The sequence below is a fragment of the Saprospiraceae bacterium genome (assembly GCA_016709995.1).
GTDB lineage: Bacteria > Bacteroidota > Bacteroidia > Chitinophagales > Saprospiraceae > JADJLQ01.
On sequence record JADJLQ010000001.1, the window covers coordinates 50,138 to 73,729 of the forward strand.

Here is a 23,592-nt window from a genome sequence, read left to right on the forward strand (position 1 = left end):
AACTAAAGAAAATCCAATATTTATTTATTTTCGTTCCACAATTTAGGTTATCGATACGTTAATTTATTTTGGAAAGATTACTCAAGCTCACTTTTTAAATCATTAAATCAGGGTTAATATGAAAAGACTCTCTCTTTTTTTAGCAATGCTGTTTTTGACAGCATGGACTACCTTACTCGCTCAGCGTAATATCTCTGGGAAAGTAATTGACGAAGCAGGAGAACCACTCATCGGAGCCAGTGTACAAGTCAAAGGATTGACTGTAGGAACTGTGACCGATGTGGATGGCGCTTTTGCAATCGAAGTACCGACAGGCCATGATGTATTGGTCGTCACCTACACCGGATATGCAACCAAAGAAGCCAATTTGGGCAGTAATGTTGGTGAAATCACCATCACTATGGTCGAGTCCGCTGAACAATTGTCAGAAATCTTAGTTACAGCTATTGGGATCCAAAGGGAGAAAAAAGCTTTGGGTTATTCTGTCACTGATTTGAGTGGAGACCAATTAGCACAACGCTCAGAACCGGATGCTATCAGAGCGATAGCTGGTAAAACACCTGGCGTTCAGGTCACCGGTGGAGGCGGCGCTCCCGGTCAGAGTACCAAAATCAATATCAGAGGAAATTCTTCTCTAACCGGTAATACTCAACCTTTGTTTGTCGTTGATGGTATCCCTTTCGACAACTCTGTCAACTCGCCCAACAATTTTGGTGCTGACAAAGGATCTTCCTACTCAAACCGGGCCTTCGACATTGATCCCAACAATATCCAGTCTATGACCATACTCAAAGGAGCGGCTGCTGCTGCTCTTTACGGCTCACGGGCCACCAACGGGGTTGTGGTGATCACTACCAAAACTGGTGGTAAAAATGCTCGTAAAGGACTTGAAGTAAGTTATAGCTCCTCGTATTCGACTGAAAAAATCTCCGGACTACCAGATTACCAAAATGTTTATTCACAGGGATCTAACCAAAATTATAATGGAGGATTCATTGGCAACTGGGGTGCTCCATTCCCTACAGAAGTGGATAGGCTAAATGCTCTCTATGGCACCAATTATTCTAAAATAATTGAACCAGGTTATCCCGAAGGCACTATTGCACATCCTCTGGCGTCTACAGGTTATTCCAGACCACGATTTACCGCATTTTTTCCTGAACTTTGGGAAAAAGATGGCAGTGGCAACCCCATCATTTTGGCAGATGGACTCCCAAAAGCGATTGCAGTTCCTTTTCGTCCCTACGATTTTGTAGAGAAGTTTTTTGAGCAAGGTACTGTTTTGGAAAATTCATTAACCATCAATGCCGGGGGTAAAGAATCTTCCCTGTCTGCTACTGTGTCAAGGATGGACAATGATGGAATAGTGCCCAACTCCAAAGCAAATAGAACTTCCTTAAGTTTTGGTGGAAATGGCAAATTAGCCGATGGTTTAGTGCTCTCCGGTAATGTGACTTATGTCAATACAGGACAAGCCAACCCGCCGCTCGCTGCTTCCGTTTTTGGAGGTAATAACGGTACTGCCTCAGATGGCTCTATTTATACCCGATTGTTTTTCTTGCCAAGAAATTTTGATTTATTTGGTGAGAATGGAGTAGCACCTTATCCTTTTGAAACGCCATTTGGTGATAATGTATTTTATCGCGCCCTGGACAATCCTCTATGGTTGGTAAAATATAATAAATACAGCAGTGATGTCAATCGTGCTTTTGGCAATCTTACTTTGAGTTATGATGTCACTCCCTGGCTTAACCTGACTGCTAAAGGGGGCATGAATACTTATGGAGATGCTCGTAAAAGCATTGAAGCTCCCGGTGGCGTAGCAGATCCTACCGGAGAGGTTTGGACAGATGATATTCACAATACGGAGATTGATTTCAATTATTTAGCAACTGTCAACAGACAGATTTCCAAGGATATTGATTTTAAAATAATTGGTGGTGTAAATCTCAACCAAAGAAGTTACTCTGAAAGATTTGTCGATGGTAGAGGCGTTATCGCCAAAGGGCTCTACAATACAGACAAAACAATTTCGCAGTCTTCTTATGAAGAAACATCTCTTAGGCGATTTTATTCAGCTTATGGTGATGCTACCATAGGCTACAAAAATTATCTATATCTTGGTTTAGTGGCCAGAAATGACTGGTCTTCTACCTTGCCTAAGAAAAATCAAAGCTTTTTATATGGGGGGGCCAATATGTCTTTAATTTTTACGGACATGTTGAAAATGAATAGTAATATTTTGGGTTATGGAAAGATTAGAGCGGCCTATACCTCAGTAGGTAATGAGGCTTCCCCTTACAGAACCCGTACTACTTATTCTATCAATCAACCCTTTGTCAATATCGGAGGTACCAGTGTCAATAGGGCTTCTTTGGGAAATACCCTTGGTAACGCCGACTTAAGACATGAATTAACCCATGAAGTAGAATTAGGTACTGATCTGAGGTTTTTCAACAATAAAATTGGTGTAGAATTTACCTGGTTTAAGAGAAATTCCTCGGATCAGATCACTACTGCCGAGCTGCCTCGAAGCACAGGCTTTGTCCAAGCCATTGTCAATGCAGGTGAAATCGAGAATAAAGGTATTGAACTAGGCGTTGATCTTACACCAATCAAAACAAAGAGCGGATTTGAGTGGAATACTTTCGTCAATTTTACCCGCATCCGAAGCCTGGTGGTAGATGCAGGCCCAACTGGCCAGATCACTTTCGGTAGCTTCCCGGCTTATGGTACCCTTCAAAATATTCATCGTACAGGTTATCCTTATGCCCAAATATTTGGTGCTAAAAATGCAAGAACTCCTGAAGGTGATTTATTGATCGATAAAGATTTAGGTACGACCATCGTATTGCCAACCAATGAAATTGTTGGTGACCCAAATCCTGATTTTATGATGGGGATCAACAACTCATTTAGTTTTAAAGGGTTTACGCTTCGGGCGTTAATAGATTGGAGACAGGGTGGTGATATGTTCCTTACTACTGCAGGCTCTTTGACGCTCAGAGGTCAATTAAAGGTAACCGAAGATCGGGAACCACTTAGGATCATACCTGGTGTATACGGTGATCCAAGTACTTATGAAGCTATCAAGGGTGACGATGGCAAATATATTCGTAATACTACCCCCATTACTTCCTTTGACTTCTTCTTTAGTAATGGTTTCGGACCTTATGGCGCTGACGAGACCAATGTGTATGATATCACTAATATCAGATTGCGAGAGGTCAGCTTAGGGTATGATCTTCCTAAAAAATTATTAAAAAAGACACCTATAGGCTCAGCCAGAATCTCTATCTCTGGTAGAAATCTTTGGTGGTATGCTCCTAATCTCATAGAAGGTATCAATTCCGATCCTGAAGTATTGGCTGAAAACGCAGATACCAATCTTCAAGGAATCGAAACTGGGACTACACCTACTACCAAAAGGTTTGGGGTGAATCTAAATGTGACTTTCTAATTTATTAACCTAAGATATAAAGAAAGAAATATGAAATTATTAAATAAATATATAGGTTCGTTTGCGCTGATATTGGTTCTGTTTGTGGTGACTAATTGCAAAATTTTTGATCTTGATATCAACGATGATCCTAATAATCCGGTCTCAATTTCCTCTCCTGAGCTTTTGCTGACCAATATTGAATATACCCTTACCCAGGGAGTTTTCACTTTTAGTGACCAATCTTTGGGTATTATGGGATTATATTCAACAGGCGGTGATGGGTTTGGATATTCACAAACTTCCTTTAATGGTACCTGGAACAATCTTTATTCGGGACCATTGAAAGATATCGAAGGTTTGATAGCAGCTTCCTCAGACCCAATTAATCCTAAATATTTAGGTATCGCTCAAGTACTGAAAGCCTGGGCCATATCCAACATGGTGGATATGTGGGGAGACCTGCCTTACTCTCAGGCTTTAAAAGGTGATGCCGCAGATGCCGTGACAGATCCTTCTTTTGATAAGGATGCTGACATCTATGCTGATTGTTTTAAATTGCTTGATGATGCGACCAATAACTTCGGTATTTCTTCTGCTGTATCAGTGGCAGGTGACTTGTTTTATGCTGGTAATATCAGCCGCTGGACCAAATTGGCTAATACCTTAAAGCTGAGACTTAAACTACAGACGAGGTTGGTCAATGGCAGTGCAAAATCTGAAATCGAAGCTTTGATGGCAGACCCTGCAAAATTAATCAGCACCTCAGCTGATGATTTTCAATTTCAATACAGCAAAGCCAAAAATCCTCAAGACTACCGTCATCCTTGGTATCAGGATGGATATGGTGCATCTCAATACGGTTTGACCTATATGCTGCATCAGAATGTGGTCGAAATGTTGGAACAAAAGGATCCCAGGACACCTTTTTATTATCGTCGTCAGACCAAAAGAATTTTGGACCCTGCCAATCCTTCAGATAGAGGGACTATTCCATGTTCTCAAACTTCTGGATGCACCTATGGTTATATCGTTTTGAACCCCAATATGTGGCCTAGAGTCATTGGTACTTCTACGCCTACCACCGCTCAAAATGAATTTATGGCTGGCTTGTTTGGTCGTGACAGAGCCGACCCAGCCGGGGTACCCCAGGATTCTGACTTTAGATTGATGGCTGGCGTCTATCCGGCTGGAGGATTTTACGATGTCACTGCTGCGGGTTTGCCGGGTACAGATAAAGCCCCTGGTGGGGGTATTTTCCCGATCATCACGAGTGTCAATACGCTTTACTACAGGATAGAGGCGATCTTGGCGTTAGGTTCAGCGGGAGACGCCAGAGCATTGTTTGTGAGTGCCATCAAAGATCATATCAAGAAAGTGGTTGATTTTGGAGCTGCTGCAGATGCCAATGCTGTAAGACCTACTACTGCCGCTATTGATGATTATGTCAAAATATGGACAGATAGATGGGATGCACAACCAAATAGCGCGGGTAAGTTAAATTTAGCTTTAAAACAATTATGGGCTTCAAGCATGGGATCTGGTATTGAGATCTATAATGCATACCGCAGGACTGGATTTCCCAATACCATTCAGGAGCCAATCAATCCTACCCGGGGTTTCCCTTTGAGATTACCTTATCCACAGGCTGAGTTGACTCTGAATCCAAATGCAGCTAATTATAAAGCGGTTGCTTTTGATAAAGACCCTATATTCTGGGATAAATAATATGACCTGATTAATTGTTATTTTTTAAAAATTATTTAAAATGCAAAAAATTAAATTTTCTTCAAAATATATCATGCTGATGGTTGGTTTGGTCATGCTATTTTCTTGTAAAGATGAAAGCCTGAGTCCGATTCCTGCATATGAAACAGCAGTGCATGCATTGGGTGTGACCAAATCAGGGTCAGCCACTGCATTCAAGCAAGGTGATTTAAATACTAAATTGGATTTTGATTTTAAGTGGAATTCAATTGATGGCAAAAACACGGTAACCAAGATCCAGTATTATGTTCAGTTTAATGAAGGGTATACTGATGCCGAAGGCAATGATCGTATCGCCAACCATGGTGTAAAATTGTTCAAAACAATAGAAGGCTCAGCGGTTCCGGCCAATAGAGTGAATACTTCTTTTTCTATCAGCCAGGCGGAAGTACTCGCCCTATTTAATGGAGTATCTTTCGATTATAAGGATGGGAAAGGATCAGTAAATGTTTTTACTAAATCGCCCAAAGCTGCAAGAGTACTACCTGGTACTCCATTTATCACCAATGCTAAGTCAGCACTCAGAGATAATTTTATTATGACCTGGGCACTCACTACAGATGATGGTAGGGTATTTGACAGTTGGTCAGACTCTATTTGTGGTGAGTTTCCTGGAGCTGATTGTGATGTGCGCTGGGATGTTAAATAAGTCGTACTTTTTAATGTTATATAAAAAAAGGCTGTCATCCGTGACAGCCTTTTTTTTGATTAGTCCTTGATAAGGGGTTAATTTTGTTTTAAATGAATTTGGTGTTTATTGTTTTATTCAGTTTCAATTTTTTTCAGATCTTTTCTCACGAATTGAATGAGCTGGATATCGTTGCTCCTAAAAGGATATTGTATATCACTTGTGATCCTGAATGTCCTATTTCTCAAAAATATACTTCATTATTCAAAACAATAGGAGATCTTTATCCTTCTTTGCAGTTTTCATTATTATTTTCTCCTTCGACTACGAAGAGTTCAATTATTCAATTTTATAAAAATTATGACTTGAAGGTGGATCGTATACTTTACATCCGTGATCATCGAATGAAGTTAATTAAGAAATTAGGTGCCACGATCACTCCTGAAGCTTTTTTGATTGACGATAGTAAGATTTTTTATTATGGAGCCATGGATGATCGATATTATGAATTAGGGAAAATGAAAAGTATACCGACACAGCATTTTCTTCTCGATGCCATTGATGCCATGTTGCGCCAAAAAGTTATTAAGACATCACATATACAAGCTGTTGGATGTGTTATAGAACTGTAATAATACTTGTGATTATCCTTCAGATGAATGCACCTATGCGCTCACAGGGTTATAAGTATTACCCTGATGTGCAAAAAATTATTTTGTCAAAATGTGCTCCTTGTCATCATACCGATGGTGCAGCTCCTTTTGTTTTAGATAATTATGACGCTGTATCTAAAAGGGCTCTGATGATCAATAAAGTAATACAAGATGGGTATATGCCCCCATGGTTTGCAGATACTGCTTTTAGGCATTTTAATAATGAAATCGTGTTGACTTTGGCTGAAAAAAATATCTTGTCCGAGTGGATAATATCCGGCAAGAAGAAAGGTAAAGCTAAAAGGGCAATTCCATTCCAACTGAAATCCTCTGCGAGGGATTCAGCAGATTTGGTGTTTGAATTAAACGAAACTTACCACATTCCTGGAGACAATAAAGAGCATTATAAAATATTTATTATTCCCACTCATTTGTCTGACCCCGCCTATTTAAATGGGATCGAATTTGTCCCTGGCAATAAAAAGCTTGCTCATCATGCAAGGATTATGATCGACACGACAGGCTTATTGCGTGCGGATGATGGGTTGGAAGTGGGTGACGATTCTGAGTTTATGAGAAAAAAGGTAAAACTGTATGATCCATTTTATCATGGTTGGGTGCCAGGGAATAATGGAGTATTTTTCCCCGGAGGTATAACCAAAAAATTGCCGGCCAATACTGACCTGGTTATCAATATTCATTATGCTGCCAGTCCCATTGATCAGGAAGACAGGTCAGCGGTTAAATTTTATTCATCCAAAATACCTACTGAAAGAAGAGTTCAGACAATGATCCTTGATGAAAATTGGGTAGTCAACCAACCTTTTGAAATCCCTGAAGATACGCTGATCAAATTTTATATGAGGTCACCCCCTGTGCCATATGATCTTTCATTGATCAATGTATTGCCTCATATGCACCTGCTTGGTCAGTCATTTAAATCCTATGCAATTTCTCCGGACGGAGACATGATCCCTTTGATAATGATCGATAGATGGAATTTTAATTGGCAGTATACTTATGAGTTTAGTAAATTTATCCACATTCCCAAAGGCTCATTTATCTATACCGAAGCAGAATACAATAATTTGTCCTCAAACCCTATCAATCAAAATCAACCTCCAAAGAAAATAACATACGGTTGGGGGACAAAAGATGAGATGTTAAACGTTATTTTTCAATATGTGCCGTATAGACCATTAGACGAGTTTCAATTAATACAGTTTCAAAAATGAAGAACCTTACTTTATTCACATTTTTCGGCTTCCTCTGTCTATCCGGATATTTCGTTCGTGCCCAGGAGGAAACCATGCCTGAGAGCACGTTAGATCAATTTCGATTTGGATCGCTGAATCCAAACGAGCAGTCTACAATCTATGGAGTGAGCAATCAAGTTAGTGTTGTTGTAGGCGATTATTATATCGATAAGTCCTGGAAGCTGGGTGTTATAGATTTTTATCCATACAAAGTCACCCTGGAAGGCCGTGAGTGGAACATCGATACAGTCAAAAACGAAAGAATTCGTTTTAACACCAAATCCAATGAGTTGGAGATTAATACGAAATATGGGGTCAAAATAATATCAGGAGATAAAATTCGATCCTTTATCACGGGTAGCGGAAAAGATGCTATAAGAGTAATCAATGGGCAGGAATTAGGATATAAGCCGGAGGATAAAAATTTTGGTTTTTATCAAGAATTATTTTTAGGCGAAGTTTCATTGTATTCTACATTTAAAGTTTCGGAGAGAAAGCCAACATACGTGCCGGCATTTGATGTGGGTGATAAGAATACCGAAATCCTGAAAAAAGAATTTTTTTATCTTAAGGACCGCACCGGTTTTAATAAAATGAAAGCCAACTACAGTGGGGTTTTAAAAGCCATGTCAGATAAAGAAGATGAACTTAGTAGATATATGGACAAATATCAACTTGACCCAGCTCTGAGGCAGGATCTTGTTAGAATCATTCGATATTATAGTGGTCTACTGGCTTCCGGTATTAAGTAGAAAATAAATGTTTGGAAAAAACAAGAGGTATGTGTACATTTGCAATCCAATTTAAAATAGTATATGCTAATTATTGATGTAAAAGACAGTGAATCAATCGATAAGGCTCTTAAGAAGTATAAAAAGAAATACGAGAAGTCTCAGATTTTGAAGCAACTTAGAGCCCGAAAACATTTCACTAAAAAATCTGTAGAGCGCAGGCATGAGGTTCTCAAAGCTGCCTACAGACTGCAGATTATGAGCCTTCCCGCTCAATATTAAATAATAAAGCTATCGTGTGACAAAGTAGATGATGTCACGCCTACTTGCATTTGCACCAGTATTGTATTACATTGCAGTACTAAGCATCTGTAGCCAAATTGATCATATCTTTTTTTAATTATCTAGAGTTCGAGAAGCGCTATTCCAGCCATACGCTGGATGCTTATAAATCTGATATTGAACAGTTTACCTCCTTTCTACAGTATAATTTTCAGGTAGATAGCCTTGTAGATGTCACATCTGCCCAGGTTAGATCCTGGATGGTCAGCTTAAAGGAGCAAAATATTTCCAATCGGTCTATTAATCGAAAACTATCCGCTTTAAAGACGCTCTTCAATTTTTTGAGGTCCCGACATGGGCTAGCTCAAAATCCCTTGCGAAAAATTATTAGCCCTAAAACAGAAAAAAGGCTTCCGCTTACTGTCAGAAAAGAACACCTGGAACGCATGTTTTTGATCAATAATCAAAATGCCGGTGACACTTCATACATTCTCTTGCGAAATGATCTTGTCCTGGACATGTTATATTCTTGCGGGCTTAGAAGATCCGAGTTGATGCAGCTTTCATTGAAAGACTTAGATTTAGACCGTCGCTTGTGTAGGGTCCTTGGAAAAGGAAAAAAGGAACGATGGGTTCCACTTTCCGCGAATTTGGTAGATAAAATTTTGACTTATTTAATCTTTAGGCACCAAACTTTAATAGATCTGGCCAAACCAGAGCACTTTTATTTGTTTATGACAGATCAGTGCGAGCCATTATATCCTAAGTGGGTGTATAACCTTGTCAAAAAAAACCTTAGTCTCGTATCTTCCGTGGAACGACGCAGTCCTCACATATTGAGACATAGCTTTGCCACCCACCTTTCAGATGCCGGAGCAGACCTCCATGTAATTAAAACTTTATTGGGGCATTCATCACTCGCTGCTACTCAAGTATATATGCACAATTCAATAGAAAAATTAAAGAAAATTTATGATCAGGCACATCCTAAATCATGAATACCGTGAAATAATAACAAATTCATTTCGTTACTTTTTAAAATATTATATTATGAAAATTATGACTGAAAGTGTTCATTTTACCGCTGACCAAAAGCTTATACAGTTTATTGAAAACAAACTTCAAAAACTCGAACGGGTGTACGAAAGAATCATTGACATTCATGTGATTTTAAAACTGGAGAGCCATCAGGCAGTAAAAGATAAAATAGTAGAAGTTCAGGTCCATGTGCCGGGAGGTAATATTTTTGCCAGGGAAAGCAGTAAAGCATTTGAAACATCTTTTGAATTGGCCATGGCTGCCATCAAAAGGCAGACTATAAAGTTTAAGATGAAATCGAAATAACAATCCGATAAAGTTGATTCATAGAGAAAGCCATTCTGATCATTAGGATGGCTTTCTGATTTTAAGCAAGACCAACTCTAAAATAAAAAAGTAAAATATTTTTTCCTAAACCCGAAAATGTTCGTAAATTTGTCCGCGCTTTTAAAGAAAGCGACATATTTAATTGAAAATCAGGATTGAAGAAGCACAAATAGCAGTAGATACAGTGGACATTTAACAATGCCGATGTAGCTCAGCTGGTAGAGCAGCTGATTTGTAATCAGCTGGTCGGGGGTTCGAATCCCTCCATCGGCTCTCAAATTGTACTTGATGTAGTTTTTGAAAGCAGAAGTAGATCAAATGGGGGCGCGCCGGAGTTGGAGAGCCGGGCCAGACTGTAAATCTGGTGTCTTACGACTGAATGGGTTCGAATCCAATCGCCCCCACTCATTTTTGGCACTATAATAGTATCAAAAGCTATTTGACTTTAACAATCTAAACAGGCGGGAGTAGCTCAGTTGGTAGAGCGACAGCCTTCCAAGCTGTAGGTCGCGGGTTCGAGCCTCGTCTCCCGCTCTTTCCAAATATTTGCTATTTGAAGTATTTGTGGACGAAAATAGACAAATGGGAAGGTTACACTCAGATGTTGCATAAGCCGATGTAGCTCAGGGGTAGAGCACTTCCTTGGTAAGGAAGGGGTCGAGGGTTCAATTCCCTTCGTTGGCTCAAATTTTTTGAAAATTTAAAATCATTATATCATTAAATTCAATTTAAAAAGGTACTAAACCATGGCAAAAGAAACATTTCAGAGGACTAAACCTCACTTAAACGTTGGTACTATCGGTCACGTAGATCATGGTAAAACAACTTTGACTGCAGCCATCACTTCTATTCTGTCGGAATCAGGATGGGCGGAAAAAAGATCTTATGACTCTATCGACGCTGCTCCTGAAGAGAAAGAGCGTGGTATCACGATCAATACAGCGCACGTAGAGTATCAAACCGCAAACCGCCACTATGCGCACGTAGATTGCCCTGGTCACGCGGATTATGTGAAAAACATGGTTACTGGTGCTGCTCAAATGGATGGTGCTATTCTGGTGGTTGCAGCGACTGATGGTCCTATGCCCCAAACAAGAGAGCATATCCTTCTTGCAAAGCAGGTAGGAGTACCTAAAATTGTGGTATTCATGAACAAAGTAGACCTGGTAGATGACGAAGAAATGTTAGACTTGGTTGAAATGGAAGTAAGAGAATTATTGGATGCTCAGGGATTTGATGGAGCCCATGCTTCAGTGATCAAAGGCTCGGCCTTAAAGGCACTTGAGGGCGATCCAAAATATAGACAGTCTATTCTTGATTTGATGGCTGCCGTAGATGCAGACATTCCTGAACCAGTTCGTTTGGTTGATCAGCCATTTATTATGCCGGTAGAAGATGTATTCTCTATCACCGGTCGTGGTACAGTAGCTACAGGTCGTATTGAAAAGGGAGTTGTTAAAGTTGGGGATACGGTCGAAATCATTGGTATGATGAAGGATGATGAAAAACCAATCAGCTCTACCTGTACTGGAGTAGAGATGTTTAGAAAATTATTGGATAGAGGAGAAGCCGGTGATAATGCTGGTATCTTGTTGAGAGGTGTTGAAAAAGATCAAATCCGAAGAGGTATGGTTATTTGCGCTCCCGGTTCAGTAAAACCACATAAAAAATTCAAAGGAGAGATTTATGTACTCAGCAAAGAAGAAGGTGGTCGTCACACTCCTTTCTTTAATGGTTATCGACCTCAGTTCTATTTCAGGACTACCGATGTAACCGGAGATGTCAAATTGCCTGCAGGAGTTGAAATGGTTATGCCTGGTGATAATGTCACTATTGAAGCTAGCCTTTTAAATTCTATAGCAATGGAAAAAAATCTTCGTTTTGCTATCCGCGAAGGCGGTCGCACAGTCGGTGCTGGTCAGGTTACAGAAATACTTGATTAATAGAGTATTATACTCGATATAATGAATAATTTTTGAAGCATCTCCTGAAGAGGAGGTGCTTCTTTGTCATAAAAAAGTATTAAACGGGCATAGCTCAATTGGTAGAGCGACGGTCTCCAAAACCGTAGGCTGCGGGTTCGATTCCTGCTGCCCGTGCAAGCAAGTAAATTGAAAGTAAATGGATAAGTTAAGTTTATATCTGAGAGAATCGTATGATGAGCTGATGCATAAAGTCACCTGGCCTTCATGGGCTATGTTGGTAGATGCTGCTAAGATTGTGTTGGTGAGTACTGTTATTATCACAGCGATCATCTTTTTAATGGATGTAGTGTCTAACTATATTCTTCAAATAGTTTACGGGTTATAATAATATGGCTGACCAGGAAAAAAAATTGTATTCTCTAAGGGTGATTAGAGGCAAAGAACGCAAAATCAAGGAGCGAATTGAACTAGAGATTCAGCGCCAGGGCTGGAATACATTCATTAGCCAGGTCATCGTCCCTTCTGAAAAAGTGTATAAAATCAGAAATGGTAAAAAGGTAGTCTTAGAAAGAAATATTTTACCAGGATATATTTTATTGGAAGCAGAACCTTCCAAATTTGTACCAGAAGTAGTACAGGTTATAGCTAACATTCCCAATGTAATCCATTTTTTAGGCAGAGATACACCCATACCTATGAGTCCTGGCGAAGCAAACAGGCTGCTGGGTAAAGTGGACGAATCTCAGGATGCCAGTGAGTCAATGATTGAACCTTTTATCAATGGCGAAACAGTGAAAATCATTGATGGACCATTCAATGATTTTATCGGGGATATTAAAGAAGTAAACGAAGAGAAAAAGAAACTTAAAGTAATAGTTAAAATATTCGGCAGAGGAACTGAAGTTGAATTGAACTTTATGCAAGTGGAGAAAACATCATAAAAAAAAGCATCTGGTTACTTTTAATGGCAAGCTTCCAGTCATTTTAAGGACTTTTTAGAATAACAAATTGAAATTTTTAAAATCATTATGGCTAAAGAAATAGAAACATTCATTAAACTCCAGGTAAAAGGTGGCCAAGCCAATCCTGCGCCTCCGGTAGGTCCTGCTTTAGGTTCTAAAGGGGTCAATATTATGGAGTTTTGTAAGCGATTTAATGCCATGACCCAGGACAAACAAGGCAAAGTCGTTCCAGTGGTCATTTCAGTATTTAAGGATAAATCTTTTGACTTCGTCATTAAGACTGCACCTGCAGCCATTCAACTCATGGAGGTTGCTAAGATCAAAAATGGTTCGAAAGAACCTAATAGAAATAAGGTGGCAAATGTGACATGGGATCAGGTCAAAGTTATAGCTGAAGACAAATTACCTGACCTCAATGCTATTACAGTGAGTGCCGCCATGAAGATGGTAGCGGGTACTGCCAGGAGCATGGGGATCACAGTAAGTGGTGATTTTCCGGGTTGATACCGGTTTATCGATATTTTTTATTCATCCGAGGGAGTCAGTTTTAACAGATTGACGATAGCACCTCTAAATTTTTTGAAATGGCAAAAGAAACTAAAAAAAGAAAAGCAGTAAATCCTAAAGTCGACAGGAAAAAATTATTCTCTGTCCAGGACGCGATGACATTGGTGAAAGAAGTCAATATTGCAAAATTTGATGCATCAGTGGATGTGCATATTAGGTTGGGGATAGATCCTCGCAAATCAGATCAGGCCATCAGAGGCACGGTTACACTTCCTCATGGTACCGGTAAAACAAAACGTGTACTTGTATTGTGTACTCCGGACAAAGAAGAGGAGGCTAAAGCTGCTGGTGCTGACCATGTGGGTCTGGATGATTATATCCAAAAAATATCTGAAGGGTGGATGGATATTGATGTCATTATCGCCACTCCAAGTGTCATGGCTAAAATTGGTAAAATAGGTCGAATCCTCGGCCCAAGAGGATTGATGCCTAACCCCAAGACAGGCACTGTTACCCAGGATGTTGGTTCTGCTATCACGGAGGTCAAAGGAGGAAAAATTGCTTTTCGAGTAGACAAGCAAGCTATCATTCATAGTACGGTTGGTCGCGTATCTTTTGGTGTGGATAAATTGTCAGAAAATGCAAATGAGTTGATTTCTACAATCGTGAAACTGAAGCCATCCTCTGCTAAAGGTACTTATATCAAATCCATATCCGTAGCCAGTACGATGAGTCCTGGTATTTGGTTAGACACCAAAACCTTTCATTAATTAATTTTTCTCATTAAGTAAACCTGGATTAAAATGAATAAAACAGAGAAAGGGGCAACGATAGAAGCCCTGAAAGATAAAATAAACGAAAGCTCTTTTTTCTACCTTGCTGACGCTTCTTCCATGACAGTGGCTCAAATAAATAGCTTTAGAAGAATTTGTCATGAAAAAGGTATTGAAGTAAAAGTGGTTAAAAATACCCTGGCAAGGAAAGCCATGGAAGCATTACCAGCTGACAAAGGTTATGCCGATCTGTATGAGGCTTTGCACGGCCCTACCGCCATGTTATTTGCAGATGCTGGAAATGCACCAGCAAAGGTGATAAAGGACTTTAGAGCGACTTCTGAAAGACCGATTCTCAAAGCAGCCTACATTGATAGTGCAGTATTCCTGGGAGATGATCAATTGGATGTACTCATCGCTATCAAATCAAAAAACGAGCTTATCGGAGAGATTATTTCTTTGCTGCAATCACCAGCCAAGAATGTCATCGGTGCTTTACAATCCGGAGGCCACAAATTGGCTGGACTGGTTAAAGCATTAGAGGAAAGAGCAAACTAAGGCTTCCAAGTACGCATCATATTTTTTTAAAAAATCAATCTTAAAACAAATCAAACAAAAATTATCATGGCAGATTTAAAAGCAATTGCAGATCAACTAGTAAGTTTAACAGTAAAAGAAGTAAATGAGTTGGCTGCAATATTAAAAGAAGAGCATGGTATCGAACCAGCAGCAGCTGCAGTAGCTATGGCTGCTCCAGGAGGTGCTGCTGCAGGTCCCGCAGCCGTAGAACAAACTGAGTTTAATGTAATTTTAAAGTCTAGTGGAGCAGAAAAACTTAAAGTAGTAAAAGAAGTAAAAACATTATTGAATCTTGGCTTAAAAGAAGCTAAAGATCTGGTAGATGGTGCTCCTGCAACTTTAAAAGAAAATGCTACCAAAGATGAAGCTCAAGCTCTTAAAGCTGCTTTAGAAGCAGTTGGCGCAGAAGTAGAGGTGAAGTAAAGTCATTAATGCTGATTTTACCGCTACTACATAATAAAATCTACTAGTGGCTTAGCTCAAATACGAAAGTATTTGGCTAAGCCTTTAGTGATTATACACACTATTAGGACATTATCTTTTATTAATGACATTTTTAAATTCGCATAGAGGTTTATGGCAATCAAAAAAATAGAATCTAAGCGAGTCAATTTTGGGAAAATCAAACATGGCACAGAGTCGCCTGATCTTCTCGAAATACAACTCAAATCTTTCCAGGAGTTTTTTCAATTAGAAACCACCCCGGAAAACCGAAGCAATGAAGGACTTTATAAGGTTTTTCAAGAAAACTTCCCCATTACAGACGCCAGAAATATCTTTTTACTGGAGTTTTTGGATTATTTCGTAGACCCTCCACGCTACACGATTGAAGAGTGTATGCAAAGAGGCCTTACCTACAGCGTTCCTTTAAAAGCTAAGCTCCGACTTTCGTGTAACGATGAGGAGCATGTTGACTTTGAAACCATCGTCCAGGATGTCTTTTTAGGCAATATACCTTATATGACTCCAAAGGGCACCTTCGTAATCAATGGAGCTGAAAGGGTCATCGTGAGCCAATTGCACAGATCTCCAGGGGTGTTTTTTAATCAGACCTTTCACCCGAACGGTACTAAAATTTATTCTGCCAGGGTTATTCCTTTTAAAGGTGCCTGGATGGAGTTCTCTACCGATATCAATACAGTGATGTATGCATATATCGATAGAAAGAAAAAATTTCCGGTTACAACCTTGCTTCGTGCCATCGGATTCGATTCTGATAAAGACATTTTAGACCTTTTTGGTCTCGCCGAAGAGGTGGTCGTCAATGCCAAAAACCTACAGGAGAATATTGGCCGCAAACTAGCTGCACGAGTATTGAAGAAGTGGACGGAAGATTTCGTCGACGAAGATACCGGCGAGGTTGTGACGATCGAAAGAAATGAGATCATTCTTGAACGGGATGTGATCCTGGATGAAGATAATATCCAGTTGGTACTCGAAGCCGAGTCTGACATGATCATCTTGCAAAAAGAAGAAGTTGAAGATGATTATACCATTATTTACAATACTTTACAAAAGGATCCTTCCAGCTCTGAATTAGAAGCTGTTCAACATATATATCGTCAATTAAGAGGTACTGATCCTCCAGACGAAGAAACTGCCCGCGGTATCATTGACAAGTTGTTTTTCTCTGACAAAAGATATAACCTTGGTGAAGTAGGTAGGTACAAAATAAATAAAAAATTAGAGCAGGATATAGACCTCAATATCATGATCCTGACTAATCAGGATATCATCAATATCGTCAAGTATCTGGTATTATTGATCAATCAGAAAGCTGAGCTTGATGACATCGATCATCTAAGTAATAGAAGAGTACGCACCGTTGGCGAACAATTGTATGCGCAATTTGGTGTGGGTCTGGCCAGAATGGCTAGAACGATCAGAGAGCGTATGAACGTAAGAGACAATGAAGTGTTCACTCCGATCGACCTGATCAATGCCCGTACTTTGTCCTCTGTAGTATCCTCCTTTTTTGGTACTAGTCAATTATCTCAGTTTTTGGATCAAACCAATCCACTGTCTGAGATTACCCACAAACGTAGAATTTCTGCCTTAGGTCCTGGTGGTTTGTCCAGAGAACGTGCTGGATTTGAGGTGCGAGATGTTCATTACTCTCATTATGGTCGTCTCTGTACCATCGAGACTCCTGAAGGACCTAATATCGGTTTGATCTCCACAATGTGTGTACACGCGAAGATTAACAAAATGGGTTTCCTGGAGACACCGTACCGCAAAGTCAAAAATGGTGTTGTTGAAACTAAATCTCATGCAGAGTTTTTATCGGCAGAACTGGAAGATAACAAGAGAATCGCGCAGGCCAACTCACTCATTGATGAGAAAGGAGCCTTCCTTAACGATCGGATAAAATGTCGGCAACATGGTGACTTTCCTGTGCTGACTCCTGAAGAAGTAGAGTACATCGATATAGCTCCAAATCAAATCGTTGGAGTATCTGCTTCCTTGATTCCATTCCTTGAAAACGATGATGCTAACCGTGCTTTGATGGGATCTAACATGCAGCGTCAGGCAGTTCCATTGATTCATCCAACATCACCGATCGTAGGTACAGGCCTTGAAGGTAAAGTGGCTATGGATAGCCGGATGTTGATCAATGCAGAAGGGGAGGGTACCGTCGAGTATGTAGATGCCAATCAGATTGTCATTAAATACGATAGATCTGAAGAAGATCAATTAGTATCATTTGAAGATAATCTCAAGACATATCAGCTCACTAAATTCCAGCGTACTAATCAAGCTACTTGTATCAATTTGAAGCCTATCGTCAAAAAAGGTGATCGGGTGCATGCAGGAAGCATACTTTGCGATGGTTATGCTACCGACAAGGGAGAGTTAGCCTTAGGCCAAAACCTGAAGGTGGCCTTTATGCCCTGGAAAGGCTACAATTTTGAAGATGCCATAGTGATTTCAGAGCGAGTCGTCCAACAGGATGTATTTTCCTCTATCCATATAGAAAGTTTTGATTTAGATGTAAGAGAAACCAAATTGGGTGATGAAGAACTTACAAATGATATTCCAAACGTAAGTGAAGAAGCCACTAAAGATCTGGATGAAAATGGTATCATCCGCATCGGCGCCTGGGTCAATGAAGGCGATATTCTGATTGGTAAAATTACACCTAAAGGAGAGTCAGATCCTACCCCTGAAGAGAAACTTCTGCGGGCGATATTTGGCGATAAAGCAGGAGATGTAAAAGATGCATCATTAAAAGCGCCACCATCTATCGAGGGGGTGGTGATCAGCAAGCAGCTTTTTGCCAAAGCCAAAAAGGATAAAGTTCAAAAGACCCAGGAAAAAGATATTATCGACAAACTGGATCAAAAACATGAAGTCGCTGTCAATCAGCTCAAAACTATATTGATATATAAACTTATGCGCTTATTGAAAGGTGATGCCACAGAAGGTGTAAAGACCATCTACGGTGAGCAACTTCTTTCTAAAGGCACGAAATTTACTCCTAATGTGTTGAAGAAACTCGACTTTGCTTCAGTGGATTATACAGGTTGGACAGCAGACAAAAAGACCAATCTATTAATCACTCGGTTATTGCACAACTTCAGCATTAAATATAATGAAGAGGTCGGTAGGTTTAAGCGGGAAAAATTTAATGTAAGTATTGGTGATGAACTTCCCGCTGGTGTTCAAAAACTGGCCAAGGTGTATATAGCCAAGCGCAGAAAACTGAAAGTAGGTGATAAGATGGCGGGTCGCCATGGAAATAAAGGTATCGTATCCAGGATAGTTAGGATGGAAGATATGCCATTCCTCGAAGACGGCACTGCAGTAGATATAGTGCTCAATCCGCTTGGAGTACCTTCAAGGATGAACCTGGGTCAGATATTTGAGACCGTTCTTGGTTGGGCCGGAGAAAAAATGGGTGTCAAATTTGCCACTCCGATTTTTGATGGCGCTAGCTTGGGTGAGATCGAATCCTATATTGAAAAAGCGGACTTGCCTCAGTATGGTCAGACATTCTTATACGATGGTGAGACTGGTGACAGATTCCACCAACAAGCCACCGTAGGTGTGATCTATATGTTGAAGCTTTCTCACATGGTTGATGATAAAATGCACGCCAGATCGATAGGCCCCTACAGTCTGATTACGCAACAACCACTTGGTGGAAAAGCACAGTTTGGAGGTCAAAGATTTGGTGAGATGGAAGTCTGGGCATTAGAGGCCTATGGTGCATCGCATATATTACAAGAATTACTCACAGTCAAATCTGATGATATCATTGGTAGAGCCAAAGCATATGAAGCTATAGTAAAAGGTGAAAACCTTCCTGAGCCAAATATTCCTGAGTCCTTCAATGTATTGATCAACGAATTACAGGGCCTTGCCCTCGAGATAAAATTTGAATAATCTGGTATTTTTTAATTCATTAAATCAAATTGGTATATGCCATTTAAAAAGAAAAGTACTAAGCATCCTAAATACTTTGATAGTATTACGATCAGTCTTTCTTCTCCTGATGATATCCTTGAAAGATCTTATGGAGAAGTATTAAAACCAGAGACCATCAATTATCGTTCGTATAAACCTGAGCGAGATGGTTTATTTTGTGAACGAATATTTGGCCCTGTAAAAGATTACGAATGTTATTGTGGAAAATACAAACGTATTAGGTATAAAGGAATCGTTTGCGACAGATGTGGAGTAGAAGTCACGGAGAAAAAAGTACGAAGAGAACGAATGGGCCACATCAAATTAGTGGTACCTGTTGTCCATATTTGGTTCTTCAAATCTCTACCGAATAAAATAGGTTATTTACTAGGGCTTTCTTCAAAAAAACTGGAGTCTATCATATATTATGAAAGGTATGTGGTCATTCAACCAGGAGTAAAAGAGAAAGACGGCATCGGCCAACTGGATTTATTATTAGAAGAAGAATATCTCGATATACTTGAGGCCTTACCTAAAGAAAATCAATTCTTAGACGATACTCATCCAGATAAATTTATCGCCAAGATGGGTGCTTTAGCTGTCAAAGATTTGCTCGAAAGAGTCAATCTGGACGATGTGTCATTTGACCTGAGGCACAAATCTTCTACCGAAAGCTCCCAGCAGAGGAAATCCGAAGCTTTGAAGAGGCTTAGAGTAGTTGAAGCTTTTAGGGATGGCCAGAAAAATCAGGTCAATAAACCTGAATGGACCATCATCCAATATTTGCCGGTGATTCCACCTGAATTGAGGCCTTTAGTCCCTTTGGATGGAGGAAGATTTGCCAGTTCGGATTTAAATGATTTGTATCGCCGTGTGATCATCAGAAATAATCGTTTAAAGAGATTGTTAGAGATCAAAGCGCCAGAAGTCATCCTTAGAAATGAAAAAAGGATGCTACAGGAAGCGGTAGACAGCTTGTTTGACAATAGTCGTAAATCGAATGCCGTAAAAGCAGAAGGTGGTCGTGCTTTGAAGTCTTTGAGTGATATTCTTAAGGGTAAACAGGGTCGATTCCGTCAAAATTTATTAGGTAAGCGTGTAGATTATTCAGGACGATCTGTTATCGTCGTAGGGCCTACATTGAGACTTCATGAGTGTGGTTTGCCCAAAAACATGGCTGCTGAATTATTCAAACCTTTCGTGATCAGGAAACTGATCGAGCGAGGTATAGTAAAGACTGTAAAATCAGCCAAAAAATTGGTTGATCGCAAAGACCCTGTGATCTGGGAAATATTAGAAAATATCCTGAAGGGCCATCCGGTGATGCTGAACAGAGCTCCAACACTGCACCGTTTATCTATCCAGGCATTTCAGCCTAGATTGATAGAAGGAAAAGCTATTCAATTGCATCCTTTGGTCTGCGGTGCGTTCAACGCTGACTTTGACGGTGACCAAATGGCAGTGCACGTGCCTTTGAGCCAGACATCTATTCTGGAAGCCCAGTTGCTGATGCTTTCTTCGCATAACTTGCTCAATCCACAGGATGGTTCGCCAATTTCTTTGCCTTCTCAAGACATGGTACTTGGTTTATATTATTTGACCAAAGAGAAAAAATCTACGGAGAAAGAGAAAGTCAGAGGCGAAGGTTCCAGGTTTTATTCCCACGAAGAAGTGATTATAGCTTTTAATGAAGGCAAGCTCGATCTGCATGCAGCGATCAAAGTGAGGGCCAAAGCCATTGGAGAGGATGGTCAGATGACAATCAAGTTGATCGATACCACGGTTGGAAGAGTATTGCTTAACCAGGCTGTGCCTGAGAAAGTGCCTTTCATCAATGAATTGGCAACTAAAAAGACTTTGAAAAAAATCATCAGTGATGTCATCCTGAGGACTGATTTTGCCCAAACTGCAGACTTTTTGGATTCCATAAAAGACCTTGGTTTCTATTGGGCATTCAAAGGAGGTTTGTCTTTTAATCTCGGTGATCTTGTGATACCATCTATCAAGGATTTGACCTTAAAACAAGCTCAGGTAGAGGTAGATGAGATCTGGGAAAATTATAATACTGGTCTCATTACTAACAATGAGCGATACAACCAAATTATTGACCGTTGGACTTTTGCCGATAATAGGATCACAGATAGTTTGATGAAAGAATTGGCGAGCCACAAGCTGGGATTCAACTCAGTGTATATGATGTTACACTCTGGTGCAAGAGGATCAAAACAGCAAATAAAGCAGCTGTGTGGTTTGAGAGGATTGATGGCTAAACCCAGAAAATCTGGTGATACCGGAGCGGCAATCATTGAAAATCCCATCTTGTCTAATTTCTTGGATGGACTAAGTGTATTGGAATATTTTATCTCTACCCACGGAGCTCGAAAGGGTCTGGCGGATACAGCGTTGAAAACTGCTGATGCAGGTTACCTCACCAGGAGGCTGGTAGATGTATCTCAGGATGTTGTAATCACAGAAGTAGATTGTGGTACATTGAGAGGTATCGAGACAGTGGCTTTAAAGGACAATGAAAAGGTTATTGAACCTCTTTCCACCAGAATACACGGTCGATACAACTTACATGATATTTATAACCCGGTCACCGATGAATTCATCATAGGGGCAGGTGAATATATCACTGAAAAATTAGCTGAAAAAATAGAAGAAGTAGGTATCGAGTCTGTGACGATCAGGTCTGTGTTGACTTGTGAGACTAAACGTGGTGTTTGTACCAAATGTTACGGTAAAAACCTTGCCACAGGTCGTATTGCTGAGCAAGGAGATGCTGTCGGAACCATTGCAGCTCAGTCTATTGGTGAGCCTGGTACGCAGCTTACACTTCGTACCTTCCACGTGGGAGGTATCGCTTCCATCTCAAAGACAGAGTCTGAGTTGGTAGCCAAATTTGACGGTGCCATTGAGTTTGATAATGTGACCTTTACTTTGGTCAAAGAAGAAGATCAGAAGACCAATATCATTCTCTCCAGATCAGGAGAAATCCGTATCGTTGATCCTAAAACTAAAAAGCAATTCAACACCAGCCACGTACCTTATGGCGCTACGTTGAGAGTTAAAGAGGGTCAAATCGTCAAAAAAGGAGAATTGTTGTGTGATTGGGATCCCTTTAATGCGGTTATCGTATCTGAATTTGCCGGCATTGCACAATTCCAGGAGATTGAAGAAGGTATTACATTCCGAATGGAACGTGATGACCAGACCGGTTATTCTGAAAAAGTAATCATCGATGCTAAAAACAAAAAGAAGATACCGGTTATAAGAATTGCCGATAAGAATGGGGACGATCTGAAGCAGTATACTCTGCCGGTTGGAGCGTATATCTCCATTAATGATGGTGATCACGTAACCGCTGGACAAAAAATAGTCAAAATCCCAAGGAAACTTGGTAAAATTCAAGATATCACCGGTGGTCTGCCTCGTGTAACCGAACTTTTTGAAGCCCGTAATCCTTCTAACCCTGCCGTTGTAGCTGAGATCGATGGAATCGTGAGCTTTGGCAAGATCAAGCGAGGCAATCGTGAGGTGATGATTGAAGATGAAAAAACAGGGCAAAAAAGCAAGTACCTCATCGGTCTTTCAAAACACCTTTTGGTGCAGGAGGGCGATTTCGTGAGATCTGGCACTCCAATCACAGATGGAACAATTGCTGCAAGAGATATCCTTCATATCAAAGGACCTTATGCTGTTCAATCCCACCTGGTCAATGGTGTCCAGGAAGTATACAGATCACAAGGGATCAGTATCAACGACAAACATATTGAAGTCATAGTGCGTCAAATGATGAGAAGAGTACAGATTGAAGACCCTGGTGATACACATTTCCTCGAAAGCGAAGCGGTTGACAAATACGAATTCAATGATCATAATGATTGGATTTATGACAAAAAATTCGTTGTGGATTCAGGCGATTCTACTAAATTGAAACCTGGTGCCCTTGTCAGTGTCCGTCAGATCCGAGAAGAAAATAGTATTCTCAAGCGTAATGATCAGAGACTGGTCGAGTATAGAGATGCTTTATCTGCCACTTCCAGCCCCTTGCTTTTAGGTATTACTAAGAGTTCTTTGGGTACAGAAAGCTGGATTTCAGCTGCATCTTTCCAGGAAACGACCAAAGTATTGTCGCAAGCGGCAATTGCTGCAGGTAAAGACAATTTGAAAGGTCTTAAAGAAAACGTGATCGTGGGTAAACGAATACCTGCAGGTACCGGTTTAAGGCAATTTGAAAGACTTTTGGTAACTGCCGATAATGGTGGCATTGCATTAGAGGCTATCGCGCCTGAGTAACTAACAGTACATCGATAAA

At 40.2% G+C, this 23,592-nt stretch carries 18 protein-coding genes and 5 tRNA genes; all 23 read left to right on the forward strand.

All coding sequences use genetic code 11. From position 1 onward, the window contains the following. Positions 1 to 118 precede the first annotated feature (118 nt). The 23 genes from IPJ09_00215 (at position 119) to rpoC (ending at position 23,573) form a co-directional block, all read left to right on the forward strand. Positions 119 to 3,460: a SusC/RagA family TonB-linked outer membrane protein gene (locus IPJ09_00215; protein MBK7369889.1), complete on the forward strand. Its 3,342-nt coding sequence runs from the start codon at positions 119 to 121 to the stop codon at positions 3,458 to 3,460. A gap of 30 nt (positions 3,461 to 3,490) precedes the next feature. Further along, positions 3,491 to 5,167, forward strand: coding sequence for a SusD/RagB family nutrient-binding outer membrane lipoprotein (locus IPJ09_00220; GenBank protein MBK7369890.1), 1,677 nt, complete (start codon positions 3,491 to 3,493; stop codon positions 5,165 to 5,167). A gap of 40 nt (positions 5,168 to 5,207) precedes the next feature. Then, entirely contained in the window at positions 5,208 to 5,855 is a 648-nt protein-coding gene (locus IPJ09_00225) for a hypothetical protein (GenBank protein MBK7369891.1), read from the forward strand. Between the two features lie 92 nt (positions 5,856 to 5,947). Continuing rightward, the gene (locus IPJ09_00230) at positions 5,948 to 6,466 is read left to right on the forward strand and encodes a hypothetical protein (GenBank protein MBK7369892.1); all 519 of its coding nucleotides are present in this window, start codon (positions 5,948 to 5,950) and stop codon (positions 6,464 to 6,466) included. A gap of 23 nt (positions 6,467 to 6,489) precedes the next feature. After that, positions 6,490 to 7,722: a hypothetical protein gene (locus tag IPJ09_00235; protein MBK7369893.1), complete on the forward strand. Its 1,233-nt coding sequence runs from the start codon at positions 6,490 to 6,492 to the stop codon at positions 7,720 to 7,722. Beyond that, positions 7,719 to 8,495, forward strand: coding sequence for a hypothetical protein (locus IPJ09_00240; GenBank protein ID MBK7369894.1), 777 nt, complete (start codon positions 7,719 to 7,721; stop codon positions 8,493 to 8,495). Before IPJ09_00235 ends, IPJ09_00240 begins: the two co-directional genes overlap by 4 nt. Before the next feature lie 63 nt (positions 8,496 to 8,558). Beyond that, positions 8,559 to 8,756 carry a 30S ribosomal protein S21 gene (locus tag IPJ09_00245; GenBank protein MBK7369895.1) on the forward strand — a complete coding sequence of 66 codons (198 nt, stop codon included), beginning with the start codon at positions 8,559 to 8,561 and terminating at the stop codon, positions 8,754 to 8,756. 98 nt (positions 8,757 to 8,854) lie between these two features. Continuing rightward, positions 8,855 to 9,754: a tyrosine-type recombinase/integrase gene (locus tag IPJ09_00250; protein ID MBK7369896.1), complete on the forward strand. Its 900-nt coding sequence runs from the start codon at positions 8,855 to 8,857 to the stop codon at positions 9,752 to 9,754. A gap of 52 nt (positions 9,755 to 9,806) precedes the next feature. Then, the gene (gene raiA, locus IPJ09_00255; GenBank protein MBK7369897.1) at positions 9,807 to 10,100 is read left to right on the forward strand and encodes a ribosome-associated translation inhibitor RaiA; all 294 of its coding nucleotides are present in this window, start codon (positions 9,807 to 9,809) and stop codon (positions 10,098 to 10,100) included. Positions 10,101 to 10,321: 221 nt separating this feature from the next. Continuing rightward, a tRNA-Thr gene (locus IPJ09_00260) sits at positions 10,322 to 10,394 on the forward strand. 47 nt (positions 10,395 to 10,441) lie between these two features. After that, a tRNA-Tyr gene (locus IPJ09_00265) sits at positions 10,442 to 10,525 on the forward strand. A gap of 57 nt (positions 10,526 to 10,582) precedes the next feature. After that, positions 10,583 to 10,655, forward strand: a tRNA-Gly gene (locus IPJ09_00270). Positions 10,656 to 10,733: 78 nt separating this feature from the next. Next, positions 10,734 to 10,805 (forward strand) — tRNA-Thr (locus IPJ09_00275). 62 nt (positions 10,806 to 10,867) lie between these two features. After that, the gene (tuf, locus tag IPJ09_00280) at positions 10,868 to 12,064 is read left to right on the forward strand and encodes an elongation factor Tu (GenBank protein MBK7369898.1); all 1,197 of its coding nucleotides are present in this window, start codon (positions 10,868 to 10,870) and stop codon (positions 12,062 to 12,064) included. An 83-nt stretch (positions 12,065 to 12,147) separates the two neighbouring features. Beyond that, a tRNA-Trp gene (locus IPJ09_00285) sits at positions 12,148 to 12,220 on the forward strand. 22 nt (positions 12,221 to 12,242) lie between these two features. Then, entirely contained in the window at positions 12,243 to 12,431 is a 189-nt protein-coding gene (gene secE, locus IPJ09_00290; GenBank protein ID MBK7369899.1) for a preprotein translocase subunit SecE, read from the forward strand. 4 nt (positions 12,432 to 12,435) lie between these two features. After that, positions 12,436 to 12,987, forward strand: coding sequence for a transcription termination/antitermination factor NusG (nusG, locus tag IPJ09_00295; protein MBK7369900.1), 552 nt, complete (start codon positions 12,436 to 12,438; stop codon positions 12,985 to 12,987). A gap of 87 nt (positions 12,988 to 13,074) precedes the next feature. Further along, positions 13,075 to 13,512: a 50S ribosomal protein L11 gene (gene rplK, locus IPJ09_00300; GenBank protein ID MBK7369901.1), complete on the forward strand. Its 438-nt coding sequence runs from the start codon at positions 13,075 to 13,077 to the stop codon at positions 13,510 to 13,512. Between the two features lie 80 nt (positions 13,513 to 13,592). After that, positions 13,593 to 14,285, forward strand: a complete 693-nt coding sequence (locus tag IPJ09_00305) for a 50S ribosomal protein L1 (GenBank protein MBK7369902.1) — start codon at positions 13,593 to 13,595, stop codon at positions 14,283 to 14,285. 33 nt (positions 14,286 to 14,318) lie between these two features. Continuing rightward, complete coding sequence (locus IPJ09_00310; GenBank protein ID MBK7369903.1) at positions 14,319 to 14,846, forward strand: 50S ribosomal protein L10; 528 nt, start codon at positions 14,319 to 14,321, stop codon at positions 14,844 to 14,846. Between the two features lie 66 nt (positions 14,847 to 14,912). Beyond that, positions 14,913 to 15,290, forward strand: a complete 378-nt coding sequence (gene rplL / locus IPJ09_00315) for a 50S ribosomal protein L7/L12 (GenBank protein MBK7369904.1) — start codon at positions 14,913 to 14,915, stop codon at positions 15,288 to 15,290. Positions 15,291 to 15,443: 153 nt separating this feature from the next. Next, positions 15,444 to 19,253 carry a DNA-directed RNA polymerase subunit beta gene (rpoB, locus tag IPJ09_00320; GenBank protein MBK7369905.1) on the forward strand — a complete coding sequence of 1,270 codons (3,810 nt, stop codon included), beginning with the start codon at positions 15,444 to 15,446 and terminating at the stop codon, positions 19,251 to 19,253. Between the two features lie 36 nt (positions 19,254 to 19,289). After that, on the forward strand, positions 19,290 to 23,573 hold the full coding sequence (gene rpoC / locus IPJ09_00325; GenBank protein MBK7369906.1) for a DNA-directed RNA polymerase subunit beta': 4,284 nt from the start codon (positions 19,290 to 19,292) through the stop codon (positions 23,571 to 23,573). Positions 23,574 to 23,592 lie beyond the last annotated feature (19 nt).